General features: G+C 61.7%; 10 protein-coding genes and 2 pseudogenes. 3 read left to right on the plus strand and 9 right to left on the minus strand.

Translation table 11 applies throughout. The annotated features are described in order from the left end of the window. Position 1 precedes the first annotated feature (1 nt). Genes tagH through NKI97_RS32140 form a run of 9 tightly spaced genes read right to left on the minus strand, consistent with a single transcriptional unit; the run spans position 2 to position 9,120 of the window. Complete coding sequence (gene tagH, locus NKI97_RS32100; RefSeq protein ID WP_352452814.1) at positions 2-1,477, minus strand: type VI secretion system-associated FHA domain protein TagH; 1,476 nt, start codon at positions 1,475-1,477, stop codon at positions 2-4. Further along, on the minus strand, positions 1,474-2,535 hold the full coding sequence (gene tssG, locus NKI97_RS32105) for a type VI secretion system baseplate subunit TssG (RefSeq protein WP_352452815.1): 1,062 nt from the start codon (positions 2,533-2,535) through the stop codon (positions 1,474-1,476). The genes tagH and tssG overlap by 4 nt, the downstream gene beginning before the upstream one ends. After that, positions 2,499-4,373 (minus strand): type VI secretion system baseplate subunit TssF, encoded by a 1,875-nt coding sequence (tssF, locus tag NKI97_RS32110; RefSeq protein WP_352838313.1) that lies wholly within the window; start codon positions 4,371-4,373, stop codon positions 2,499-2,501. The genes tssG and tssF overlap by 37 nt, the downstream gene beginning before the upstream one ends. Before the next feature lies 1 nt (position 4,374). Beyond that, entirely contained in the window at positions 4,375-5,130 is a 756-nt protein-coding gene (gene tssE, locus NKI97_RS32115) for a type VI secretion system baseplate subunit TssE (protein ID WP_352838314.1), read from the minus strand. After that, positions 5,117-5,578: an Hcp family type VI secretion system effector gene (locus tag NKI97_RS32120; protein WP_352838315.1), complete on the minus strand. Its 462-nt coding sequence runs from the start codon at positions 5,576-5,578 to the stop codon at positions 5,117-5,119. Before NKI97_RS32120 ends, tssE begins: the two co-directional genes overlap by 14 nt. A gap of 46 nt (positions 5,579-5,624) precedes the next feature. Further along, positions 5,625-7,127 carry a type VI secretion system contractile sheath large subunit gene (gene tssC, locus NKI97_RS32125; RefSeq protein WP_023720342.1) on the minus strand — a complete coding sequence of 501 codons (1,503 nt, stop codon included), beginning with the start codon at positions 7,125-7,127 and terminating at the stop codon, positions 5,625-5,627. A gap of 2 nt (positions 7,128-7,129) precedes the next feature. Continuing rightward, positions 7,130-7,666: a type VI secretion system contractile sheath small subunit gene (tssB, locus tag NKI97_RS32130; protein ID WP_352838316.1), complete on the minus strand. Its 537-nt coding sequence runs from the start codon at positions 7,664-7,666 to the stop codon at positions 7,130-7,132. Between the two features lie 6 nt (positions 7,667-7,672). Next, entirely contained in the window at positions 7,673-8,851 is a 1,179-nt protein-coding gene (gene tssA / locus NKI97_RS32135) for a type VI secretion system protein TssA (protein WP_352838317.1), read from the minus strand. Positions 8,852-8,898: 47 nt separating this feature from the next. After that, the gene (locus tag NKI97_RS32140) at positions 8,899-9,120 is read right to left on the minus strand and encodes a hypothetical protein (protein ID WP_352692803.1); all 222 of its coding nucleotides are present in this window, start codon (positions 9,118-9,120) and stop codon (positions 8,899-8,901) included. A gap of 67 nt (positions 9,121-9,187) precedes the next feature. On the opposite strand from NKI97_RS32140, the gene tssH reads away from it, so the two are divergent. The 3 genes and pseudogenes from tssH to NKI97_RS32155 form a co-directional block, all read left to right on the plus strand. Continuing rightward, a complete protein-coding gene (gene tssH / locus NKI97_RS32145; RefSeq protein WP_352838318.1) occupies positions 9,188-11,938 on the plus strand; it encodes a type VI secretion system ATPase TssH in 2,751 nt (916 codons plus the stop codon). A 303-nt stretch (positions 11,939-12,241) separates the two neighbouring features. After that, a pseudogene (locus NKI97_RS32150) lies at positions 12,242-12,370 on the plus strand (GntR family transcriptional regulator); the annotation flags it as partial. Between the two features lie 227 nt (positions 12,371-12,597). Then, positions 12,598-12,741: pseudogene (locus NKI97_RS32155) on the plus strand (DUF736 family protein); the annotation flags it as partial. Between the last annotated feature and the right edge of the window lie 62 nt (positions 12,742-12,803).

The following is a 12,803-nucleotide window of genomic DNA, read 5'->3' on the forward strand; positions in this document are numbered from 1 at the left end:
CTTACTCCTCCTCATATGCATCCCGAAAATCGGCGCCGATTTCGCCGAGAAAGCTCTTTTCCGCGCTCTCGGCGATTTCACGATGGCGTTTCTGGTAGAGCTCCCACAGCTTGGCGCCGCGCCCGCCCGACAACAGCGTGCCGATCGCGGAACTCGATTTCAGCTCTTCTTCGATGGCTGCCGGCTCAAAACGGTCGACCATCCGCCGCAAGGCAGCCTGCACGCCGCGCCAGGCGCGCACGTGATGCTGTGCCAGATCGCGAACCGCATCCGCGATAGCCGCTTCGCCGGCGAGAAATCCGGGGCTGCGTTCGGCGATAAGCGTCACGATTGCGTCGTCGACCGTCGGCAGAAACTTGAGTGGATTGACCTCGGAGGCTCCGACCATTGTCTGGGCAACGCGGGCATTTCCCTTTTCTTCGGCACGCTTGCGCAGCAGCTGCATCAATCCTTCCATCATAAGGCGGTATTCGCGGCCGAACTTTTCCATCTCGGCGACGGCGTCGCGCCCGGGAAAATCGGCTTGCGCGACACCCATACCGCGCAGGAATGCGGTGCGAAGCGCCATGTCGGCGTGCTGCCTCGCAGGCGGCTGGCGGGCGGGGCTGGCGGCTGCGCCTGCCCGTATTGGGGGAGGGGCATCTGCCCCTCGCACGGGCACGTCCCAGGGATTGGCCGCTTGCTGTGGCTGGGCGTCGCGCTCGCGCTGCCCGGTTGAGCTGGCGCCGCTTCCCGGGTTGGGCGCTGCGGCTGGACCAAAACCGAAGTCGTCGTTGAATTCCGGCAGCTTTGCCGTCGCAGGCTCCGTAGCGCCGTTGGGGAACGACACCGACTCGAGGCCAAATGGGTCTGTCTGCTTGGGTGCGCTGGCTGGTTCTGGATAGTTTGCGGTGCCTTTGGATACTGGTGTTGCGATCGGATCGAGGCTGAACGGGTCGTCGAAAGCAGGCGAGCTGCGCTGTCTGGAATTGGCGCGTTCGAACGCACCCGGGATCGGCTGCTCGAACGGGTTCGGCAGCTCGGCTGGACGTGGCCGCTGCGGCTCTTCTTCCACGGCGGCTGAAAAGAAATCGTCACGGCCGATGCTGACCGGCGCCCGAGACGCCAGCGGTGAGCGCTCCGGAACCGGCGCTGCGGCTGCTGCTGTGGCTTGGGCACTCGACGTCTGCAGATCGACATGCACGATGTAATCGCCCAGTCTCAGCCGCATGCCATTGCGAAGACGCGTCGACTTGCCGGCGCCGAGCGGGCTGTCGGAGTCGTCTATGAACAATCCGCTGCTCGACGTATCGGTGACGAAATATCCGTCGCGCCCACCGCTGATCCTGCAATGGGCACGCGAAACGAACATGTCGGGATCGTCGATCTGCCAGCCGGCGTCCGCGCTGCGGCCGATCACCAGTTCCCCCTCGTCAAGCCGGGTCTGCCGTACCGCCTGGGTGCGTGGCCCTTGCTCCAGCGTCAGCAGCAGACTCATGCCGCGACCTCCGCCCCTTCCTGCCGCCAGCCGACTAGTGTCCGCAGCCGCATGTCGTCAGCATCGCCCCTTTCAGCGGGCCGCGCAAGCCACGCGGTCCGGGCGAGTTGCACGGTTCCAATACGCGGCGGCGGAACGGCATCGCGCGCCAGCACGATGCGCAGATCGACGTCGAGCGATGCGCCGACCATGTCCCTAACGGCTTGCTTGAACAATTTGAGGCGTTGACCGCCCGGCAGGAACGCCTTGAACTCCTCATAGCCCAGCGGGCCGACGCGGAGCTCGATCCTGCTTTGACGGTTGAAGACGCGCGGACCGATCGTCGCTCCCCGACCGAGCCCTGCGTAGGCTTTGCCAACGCGGGTCTGGAGCGCGGCTGGTATGGTCATCCAGGCAGCGATGAACTCCCTGATCTGGACCGGCACCTTGAACGCCTCAGCCAGGAACAATGTCAGCCGCTCGGGGCCGTCGACCTGATTGGCAAGCGAAGCGGCCTGGCGCAGCTTCACTGCGTCCAGTTCGGGGTTGTAGGTGCCGGGAAGCCCTATTCCCGCCATGGCTTCAAGCATGGCGCGAACGCGCCCACCTACCGGGCGCTCGACCTGAACCGCCGGATGCGCATCCGCCCACGCCCTGTAATACAGCGCAATCATGCGGTTCTGAAGAATGTTGACGAAGTCCATGAACGTCGTGTCGCTGGTCTGCTGCGCATCGGCGCCGGTGAACCAGCGTTGCGACAGGCGATCGAGTACCCAGCGCGTCAAATGCAGGGGCATCGGACCTTCAGGCCCCATCAGACCAATGTTTGCGACCGTGACCCGAGCGGGCGCTTTGTCAGTCGCTTCGCGGAATTCTGCCAAGTCCTTGGCGAAAAAGCTGAGACGGACATGCTGCCCGAGCCGCGATGGCTCGCGCTGCGGCGGGCCGGAATAGCCGAACAGCCCGCCTCTTCGTTCGAGTCGCCGCAACAACTCGAAGAAGTCGAATGCATCCGACAGCTCTTCGGACCGGCCAGGCTTGTCTAGATCAGGTAGCGATTGCCGGGCGTCATGGGCCATGGCACATCCTCCTGCTTCTGCAGCAGCCATGTGCGGGTTCGCACAAAGCCGTTTATTCCGGCATGACGGGCAAACAGCCGTGCCAGCAAGGCCGAAAGCAGCAAGGTGCTCTGCCCCGCCAGAACCGATTGATCGACATGCAATGTCACCTCCGTGCCTCGTCCGAAGCACATCGGCCCATCGATCTGCAGCCGTTCGATGACCGACCGGGAGTCGATGCGCACGATCGAGTGCACATTGCGGGCGAGGCTCGGGTCTCCCCTGTCGGCGTAAAGCTCAAGCAGCGCATGCAGCGGATCGACGCCGCGAGCTTCTTTTGCAAGGCTTAGAAAGTTGAGCGCGAGCTGCGCTACAAGCCGCCAGGCGAGATTGTCGGCTCGCGATTCACCCGCCGCGCCCGCCGGCAGCGCTGCGGGGATGGCTGGGCGAGGCGGGCGCAATGCGCCGAGAAGCCGGATCGTCTCGACCGGATCGCCGGCTTCCAGAGTCAAGGTAGGGTTGTCGTCAAGAATCGGCAGATCGCGGTTGGTGCAGAGCGCCACGACGTCGACGCGCTTCAGCGGCCGGTTCGCAGGACTTTCCGCGGGACGCGAAATCGCCAGGAAAACGTCGTCGCCCGTGTATGAAGTACGGGTGAGGCCGTCGCGCCGTTCCTCCTCCGTCGGGCGGCGTGGGCGCCGTTCGGTGGAATAAACCCAACCGCTGCCGCGGTTCTGTCCCAGGCTGAAGAGCTCCGGGATTGCGGCGTCGCTCCCCTCGCTGTCGGCGTCCTCGACGCGGATAACCCGATAGATTTCGAAGTCCCGCGCTCGCGTGCGGTCGGCATGCAGCACCTGCCGCGTCTTGCGTGGATCGAGTTCGACGACGTTGCACTCGCGTTCGAACAGATTGATGATCGGCGTTGCGAAAAGTTCAAAATCGGCCGCCGTCACATCGGCAACTTCAGGCACCGGACGCCTGAAGATGAAGATTATCTCGAGTTCGGCTGTGCATGTTCGCACGATGGGCTGCAATCCCGAAACCCGAGCATAATGAAAGCGCTCCGGCATCATGAAATATTCGCGCAGAAGACGGTACCCTTCGAAAGTCGGACGTGTACGAGGCATCAGCGCCTCGTCATCGTTGATGCCGACCATTTCAGGTACCGGCAACGGCGATATCGGGTTGGCCTTGCCTTCCGGCCGTGCACCAACGGCCGCGCAGGCACCGAAAATCGCGTCGAAAAGCAGTGGTGCCTTGGTGCGCGCGGAAAAGTAGAGATCAAGCCGGTCGAGCGACAGTTCGTCGAGCTTGCCTTTTCCGGTACGAGCCAGCGTGATGCGAAGCGCCGCCTCGCCATCCACACCGCCGATCCGCGCGATGCCGGCTGCAGCCAAGGCGCTGCGATCCTGAAAATAGCCGACCGAGGTGATGGCAATCGGCCACAGCGTGATGTCCTGGGCGGTGGTGAACGTGCAACGCGTCGACAGGCCTGGCTGGAGGCTGGAAACCAGACGCGTATTGCGTTTGACGACATGGCCCCCAATCATTGTCTGGACCTGCTGGCCGGGTTTGAACACCACCACGGCCGTTGCCGGCGCCGGCGTGACAAGATCGGGATAGAGAACATCAAGGACGGCGCGCGAGAAACGCGAGCGTTCCGCATCGACCTTGAGTCGGGTCCGCGCGGCCAAAAAAGCAACGCCGTCAAGCAGCCGCTCGACGTAAGGGTCCGGACAGGGGACCGTATCGAGTGAAAGGTTGCGCGCCACCGCGGGATGCATGTCGGCAAATTCTGCCGCGAGCGCGCGGATATGGGTCAGTTCCTCCTCGTAATATTCTACGAAGACCCGGTCCATCTCAGGCTTCCCTAAATTCGGTCCGAGCCAAGCCGTTATCGAGATTGATCGTGGTGCGCAGACGCATGCGTTCGGGCGTTGGCGTCATGATCAACACCGCATCTATCTCGATCCTCAGGCCCACGGTTTTGTCGCCAAGGGTTACGGTAACCTTTGTTGCACTGTCCTTGAGACGCGGCTCGAAGGTGGCAAGCACCGAGCGGATCTCGCGCGCAAGGGCCTCGCGATCAAAGTCGCGGGAAGAACGGCCCGAGAAGGAAGGCACTCCGTAATTGACGACGCTGCGACGCACCTCCGGAAAATCGGCGAGCGACGGTGGGTTGTCCGTGGCCTGTTCGCTTTCAAGGTCGGAAAGCAGCGGAACGGCCTCGAAGCGCTCGGTATTGAACAAAGCCTCGACATCGCGCCGCACGGCTTCCTTGAGCACACGCGCCGACACCACCACGCCGCGGCTTTCGATTTCAGCGCGGTGCTGGCTCTGAAAGGCCAGGCGATGCAGACGCCGCTTCTGGTCGGCCGCCAACTCCGCGTCGGCGTCGATGAGCCGCGCGCTGGCCGCAACAAGATTGTCCAGCCGCTCCGCGCCAAGCTCGTCCTGCAGTGCCTGGCGCAGCCCGTCTATCTCGGAGGTCATACCCGGCAGATCGTTTACGAGGCGGTCCCATAGAGAGGGCTGGACGGCTTCGCGCTTTGCTCGCGAGCTGCCGCTACCCAGCGACTTGTCCGCGCCGGGCCGCCGGGCCTCACTTGCCGACATAGACATCCATTTCGATTTCGTCTTTGTCGTCGTAGACGAACTTTATTTTCTTGTAGGCAAAGCTGACCTCTTCCTCGATCAGGTCCTCCTCATCCTCGGCCTGCGACATGTCGTATTCCATGATCGAGGCGTCGGTGAGTGTGACGACCAGGTAATCCTTGGTCTCGCCATCAATGGTCCGCCGTGCCGAAAACACGACTTCGTCCAGGGCCTTGTTTTCGAACAGCGCCTTTTTCAGGTAGGGCGAGGACTTGTCATAATGCTTGGTGAACTTGATCATACCCAAGGACACACGACCGCGGCGCGAGAGCGAGTTTGGATCATAGGGTGCGATCATCTTGTAATCGACGCCATGGATTTCGATTTCGTCCTCATGGCCATCACGAGTGCTTGGACCTTTGATATCCGGAACCTTTAGAAAGCCATCAATCTTCGTATTTGTGGGCATTGTCTTTCTCCACCGCTTTCAAAAACCAAGATGTTGTTGCTGCAAATCAAGTCTTTACGGACGGAAGTTCCGAAACCAGCCGGAGCGAGGCATTGATACCCTCCAGCTGATAATGCGGGCGCAGATAGAAGCGGGCATTGTAGTAGCCTGGGCGTCCCTCCACGCTGTCCACCTGAACCTCGGCGGCGGCGAGCGGGCGCTTGGCGCGCGCCTTGTCATCGGCAAAGGCCGGGTTGGCCAGCACATACCGGTTGATCCATTCGGTCAGCCAGATCTGCATGTCGGAGCGCTCCTTGAACGAACCGACCTTGTCGCGCGCGATCGCCTTGAGGTAGTGGGCAAAGCGCGAGACCGGGAAAAGGTAGGGCAGGTTGGCGCTCAGCCGCTCGTTGGCCTGCGCATCGGGGTCGACCAGCCGTCCCGCCCTTGTCTCGTCGTCCTGCAGCGAATGGGCGCCAATGAAGGCGGCGAGATCGGTGTTCTTTCGATGCAGGATGGGCATCAGGCCGAGCTTGGCCAGCTCCGCCTCGCGCCGGTCATCAATGGCGACCTCCGTCGGACATTTCATCGCTATCGAGCCATCATCGGTCGGGAAGCTGTGCACTGGCAGGTTGAGGACCGTGCCGCCATTTTCGACGCCGCGGATCTGCGTACCCCAGCCATAGAGCTTGTGGCTGCGGTTTATGTTCACGCCCATCGGGAAGGCAGCGTTCATCCAGACATATTTGTTGTGGTCGCCATGCACCTCCTCCTCGAAGGTGAAGCCCTTCACCGGAACGGTATCGGTGCCATACGGCAGCCGCGCCAGAACGCGAGGCATGGTCAGGCCGATGTAGCGTGCATCCTCGCTCTCGCGCAGCGACTGCCAGGAGGCATAGGCGGGGTTGGAGACGATCTGCTGCAGGTCCTGCGGATTCGGCAATTCCTGCCAGCTATCCATGCGGAACAGGCGAGGCGAGGCAGCTGCGATAAAAGGCGTGTGCGCTGAGGCGCAGATGCCGGAGATGTTGCGCAGCAGACCGACGTCGCGCGGGTGGTTGGAGAATTCGTACGCACCGATCACACAGCCGATCGGCTCGCCGCCAAGCATCGAATACTCGTCCGTGTAGACTTTCTTGAAGATCGGGCTCTGATCCCACATCTGGCCCTCATAATCCTCGAGCGTGTCGGCCAGCTGCTCCTTGGAGATGTTCATCACCCGGATCTTCAGCTTCTGATCCGTCTCGGTATTGTTTACGAGATACCACAGGCCACGCCATGTGCCCTCCATTTCGCGCACTTCCGGCGCGTGCAGGATCTCGTTGACCTGTTCGGAAAGCATCTTGTCGATTCCGGCAATCAGCGACTTGATCGACTTGATCGCATTCGACGAGATGGTCGTGGTATCGGAACGTGTCTGCGCTGCAAGTGCGAGATTGCGCACCAATTGCTGCAGCTTTTCGCTGTCGTCCTTCTTGACCTTGAAATCCTTCTCGAGGAGTCCGCTGAATTCTCCAAGATCAATGGTTTCCGCCTCGGCGACGGCGGCGGTTTTTTGCTGTTCGGCCATGGTCATTCCCCTGCCTTGTCGTCCGCCAGTGCCTGGCTGGCGATCTGGCCAAGAAGCGGTTCATTGTTCAGCAGTTGCGCAATACGCTTTTCGGCGTCGACGCGCCCGTCCATGAAGCCGAGAAGTTCCTCGAGTTGGCGGCGCATCTTGAGGATTTCGGCCAATTGGGGCACCTGCTCGGCAATCTTGTCCGGCGCAAAATCGCCCATCTTGGTGAAGGTGAGGTCGAGCGCCAGCTCCTCGTCCCGCTCGGCGCCTTCGGTCTGGGGCAGCGTATTCTTCACGCGGGCTTTCACGCGTGGTCCGAGTGCCTCCATGAAACGCGGGAAACGGTTCGCATCGGTCTCGACAAGGGAGCGGTCCAGTATCGACTTCGACGCTTCCTTGGTCTGCGAAGCGCCTGAAAGGTCCGCCATGACGGCCATGACGAACGGCAGCTCGATTGTCGTTGGACTGCCATAGGTTTCCACGTCATAGGCGATCTGCACCCGCGGCGCGCGATTTCGTTCGATGACCTTGGCTTTGCTTTCGGCTGGCATTGCTTGCTACCTTTCATCCTTCTGAGCCGTCTTCTTGGCATCGGGAACGCCGGCAAGAAGCCGGAACTCCTTCAATCCCGACGGGGCGAGATCTTCCATCAGTTCTACAAAATCCATATGCACCATCCGGCGCACACGGCGGGCGAGGTGGGGAATCGGGCTCGACGGTTCGGTGCGGTCATAAAAGGCGACTACGAGGTCCAGGCATTTCACCACGTCGTCGCGCGATGAAATCCTGTCAGGGAGTCCGGTGCTCGAGTCCGCGCAGCCAGCCACACTTGCCATTGCATCGGCTCCATGACCGTTTCGGGCAGGCATTACCGGTTCTGCAAGCGAAGGGGACGGCTTTGCCGAGCCATTCGCCATCGCGCCGGCAGCCGAGTTGCGCTCGAGGGCTGTCAACAAACGCTGCAGGAACCGTTTTAATTCCGGAATGGTGGTCCCGCCGCTGCCTTCAAGGCGAGCGTTGAGGGCTGTCTCGACGGCTTCCAGTGCCGCGACCGCCGCGCGCGCATTGGCGATGAGCGACTGCATTTCCTCATTGGCTTGATCCGCCTGTGCCGCGCACCCGGCACGGACCCGATTCAACAGTTGTCCGTGCGCACTGACAAGCGCTGCCTTTTCGGCCGCATTCAATCCTGACGCTGCTTCTTGCAGCATGACGCGGTCGTCGAGCGCAGCGTGTTCCAGGTCGCGTCCGCTGATCGGCCCGATCGAGCGTGGCGCAAAGAAAGTCATTTGCCGTAGGTTGGCCAGCAGCCCGTCCTGACCATTTTGAAGGTCGAGCAGCGCGTTGATGCGGCGCAAGGCGGCCTCGCGAGGCGACGTGTTGGGGCGCAGCGCCGGGTGCATGGTTTCCCAATGCAGGTCGAACGTCCGCCCAATAAGCGTCAGACCCTGCGCCAACCCGGCCAGTCCCTGCTCGTTGGCCAGTGCGCGTGTGACAATTACAATCAGGCGCAAGTCGCGGCCACGCGCGCGCAATTCCTCAGCCTTGGTGAGCACTGCTGGCCAGTCAACGGGAATGGTGCTTTGCGAGACCGGCCTGTTGTTGCCGTCATGGACAACCTTGACCTGGGGCTCCGTCAGGCGCTCCAGTTCGTGAAACGCCGGATCGTTACGCAAATCCTCTCCCGACGGATTTTCACCGTCGAGCGGAGCAAGCCAGAGTGCGACGTCGATCACACCGATCCCCCAGTCGCCGGCCCTGAGGCCGACCTGCCCCTACGTTATCACACGGTTGCGCTTTTCCACAATTCAGCGAGTGCGGAAAAATTAACAAAAGCTAATGCAGCCTTGTCTTGATTGTGGAATCCGAAAGGCGTGATTGCCGAGCCCTGGACCGGAAATGTCGTGCCTGGGATCTCAGGCTCGTGGTTGTTTGCAGCCGGCGATGCAGGATCTTCCACCAATGATGGGAGCCCGCATAATCGGGGATCGAAACCTTTGTTCATCCCGCACTTTGTCAAGCGGCTGCTTATGTGGCAGGTTATCCACTTGCAGAGTGCAGGAGCACGTTCGATGGAACAGCGCCGGTCATCGCAGAGTTTCAAGCGCAAGGAACTGGTCGGCAAGCTCAATCCTCTAGGGTTGCGCGCCTTCAAGGCAGCGGCCGACAGCGCCAAGCTGCGCGGCAATCCTTACGTCGAACTCGTCCACTTCATTGAGCAGCTCGTGCTCTCCGACCGCTCGGATGTGCAAATGATGATCGCCGATGCGGGACTGGATGCGAGCCGACTTACGGCCGATATGACGCGCGCGGTGGACAAACTGCCTTATGGCGCAACCTCGATCGAAGAGTTTTCGGACCATATCTTCCACGCCATCCAGGAGGCATGGAATCTGGCAACACTGGAATTCGGCGTGGAGGAGGTTCGCAGCGCACATGTTCTGCTTGCTTGCCTGAAGACACCGGTACTGGAAGGCCTGCTGTCGAAGATCAGCGGCGAGTTCGACAAAATTGACGCCGACGCCGTAGTGGCGCGCTTCGCCGATATCACGGAGGGCTCACTCGAAGCCGGCGCTTCGCCTACGGTCGCCGCGGCAGAGGCGCCGCGGCGGGTTCCGGGCGGGGATTCGGCACTGGCCAAATATGCCACCGACCTGACTCAGCGCGCCCGCGACGGAAAGATTGATCCGGTCGTCGGCCGCGATCCGGAGATCAGGCAGATTGTCGACATACTGATGCGGCGCCGCCAGAACAACCCGATCCTGACCGGGGAGGCGGGTGTCGGCAAGACCGCAGTCGTGGAGGGTTTTGCTCTGCGCATCGCCAAAGGCGATGTGCCGCCCCCACTGCAGGGAGTGAGCGTGCGCATGCTCGACGTTGGATTGATGCAGGCAGGCGCTAGCGTAAAGGGTGAATTCGAAAAGCGGCTGAAGACCGTAATCGACGAAGTTCAATCCTCTGAAGCGCCGGTCATCCTCTTCATCGACGAAGCTCATACCCTGATCGGTGCCGGTGGTGCTGCCGGAACCGGCGACGCTGCCAATCTGCTCAAGCCGGCGCTGGCGCGGGGCGAACTTCGCACGATAGCGGCAACGACCTGGTCGGAATACAAGCAGCACATCGAAAAAGACCCGGCACTGACCCGCCGCTTCCAGGTGATAAAGATCGACGAGCCTTCGGAATCGGTTGCCATCCTCATGTTGCGCGGCGTAGCCGGCGTTCTCGAACAGCACCACGAAGTGCAGATATTGGACGAGGCGATCGACGCGGCGGTCGCCCTGTCGCATCGCTACATCCCGGCGCGCCAGTTGCCGGACAAGGCGGTCAGCCTTCTCGACACCGCCTGCGCGCGTGTCGCCGTATCGCAGCACGCCACGCCGGCCGAGGTCGAGGACATCATGCGCCGTCGTCAGGCGCTGGAGGTCGAGCGCGGCATTATCGGCCGCGAGGCTGCAATCGGCATCGAAGTGGCTGAGCGGCAGGCACGGGTCGAGGCTGGGCTTGCTGAGACCGAACGCACGCTAGCAGCCGCGCAACAGCGCTGGGAGCGCGAAAAGGCGCTGGTGGCCGAGATACTCGAACTGCGCGCCAGGCTACGCGGTGACGGCGTGCCTCTCGATGCCGTGGAAGGGCAGGAGGCCGCCACTGAGACAGAGAGCGTGGACCTGCCGGAGACCGAACGGTCCAACGCCGGGACGAAGGTTGCGGCGGGAGGCGGTACTTCTCCTCCCGATCCGGCTGCCGATCTCGCTCGGCTGCGCGAACTGATGAGCGAACTGGCCGAGGCGCAAGGCGAAACACCGCTGATCCTGCCATCGGTCGACCGCAACGCCGTGGCGGCGGTGGTCCAGGACTGGACGGGCATCCCGACGGGGCGGATGCTGTCGAGTCAGACCGAGAAGGCGCTGCGGCTCGCGGCCACTCTGTCCGAGCGCGTTGTCGGACAGGATCACGCCATGGAGATGATCGCCAAGCGCGTGCAGACCAGCCGCGCCGGTCTCGGCGCTCCGGAAAAGCCGGTGGGTGTATTTCTGCTTTGCGGCCCCTCGGGCGTCGGCAAGACCGAAACCGCCTTGGCACTGGCCGAAACGCTTTTCGGCGGAGAGCAGAACCTGATCTCGATCAACATGTCTGAATTCCAGGAGGCGCATACGGTCTCTACCTTGAAGGGCGCGCCGCCCGGCTATGTCGGCTACGGCAAGGGAGGAATTCTCACCGAGGCCGTGCGACGCAAACCCTATTCGGTGATCCTGCTCGACGAGGTCGAGAAGGCGCATCCAGACGTGCACGAAATCTTCTTCCAGGTCTTTGACAAAGGGATGATGGACGACAGTGAAGGTAGACGCATCGATTTCAAGAACACGCTGATCCTTCTCACGTCGAATGTCGGCTCAGAAGTGATCATGGACCGGACACGGAATGGTGCGGTCCGGGCAGGGCTCGACGAACTGGACGCCGCGTTACGCAGCCCATTGCTGAAAGTCTTCCCTGCGGCCTTTCTCGGCCGGGTGGTGACCATCCCCTACTTTCCGCTTTCGGATTCGATGATCGAAGCGATCACCCGTCATCAGTTCGCCAAGATTGCTCGCCGGCTGCGCGCGACCAACGATGCGGAATTGGTAATCGGCGACGGTGTAATGGATCTGGTCAAGACCCGCTGCACGGAGATCGAATCCGGCGGCAGAATGATTGACGCCATCCTAACCAACACGCTTCTTCCGGAACTGAGCCGCGGCGTGCTGAACCGGTCGCTCACGGGCGAAAAGATGACGAAGGTCACGGTTGGCACCTCAGGCCAAGGGTTTACCTATTCCTTCGAATAGGCCAGGCGAATTATGGCGGCCCCTTTCGGCCGACTACTGCATTGAGCTGATGTCCGCTAATTGATACCTGCGGCTTGCACGCGCTCAGCTCGCTATCCGAGGACAATTATCGCCGCCATCGCCTGCAGTTCTGCCTGCTGGAAAAGCGCGCAGCCGACCGGCGAGCGAGATGCGGTGCATAGCAGAGGGCATATGATGACTTTAGCAATCTCGCCCTCGGAAGCTGAATTTTCGTATGATGACTTCGATTTTATCTTGCGCCGGGAGTATGCGACGTCATGGCCCGCAAAAGTTGGAGGACCCATGCAGCAGGTCGAACATCGAACGTCCCGCAGGTCGTTCGTTTCGGAGGTCGCAGATGCGCTGCGTGACCAGATCGAAGCAGGCTTCTACGCGCCTGGTGACAAATTGCCGACAGAACCCGCGCTTATGTAGCACGCGTTCACATCCTCGGCGGACAGGTTGGGAGCCTCAAGGCGCTCGGGCCTTGTCTTGACCGCCTGGTACCGATCACCAACGGCACGGAGCGATGAGCGTCAGCCGGCGCTCCAAAGCCGCCACCAACAACTGGCGCGAGGCGCCAGCGTCACTTCGGATCGCCGCCACCTCGGCGTGAAGGACGGTGAGGTTCACCCCGGTCGAAGGCGAATGAGAAATACTTCCGCATCTTCGCCGGCGCTACCGAGTTCGGCGCCGCATGGAAGAAGACCTCGCGCGCGGGCCGCGACTATCACTCGGTCAAGCTCGACGATCCGAGCTTCCCCGCTCCGATCTATGCGAGCCTAGAGCCTTTCACGTTTTGATGGAAGCGTAGCCGGCGTTTGCGAAGTAGTTGTTGCATTCGGTTGCCTCGATCGTTTCAACG

This window comes from Mesorhizobium sp. M0296, from assembly GCF_040321675.1.
GTDB lineage: Bacteria > Pseudomonadota > Alphaproteobacteria > Rhizobiales > Rhizobiaceae > Mesorhizobium.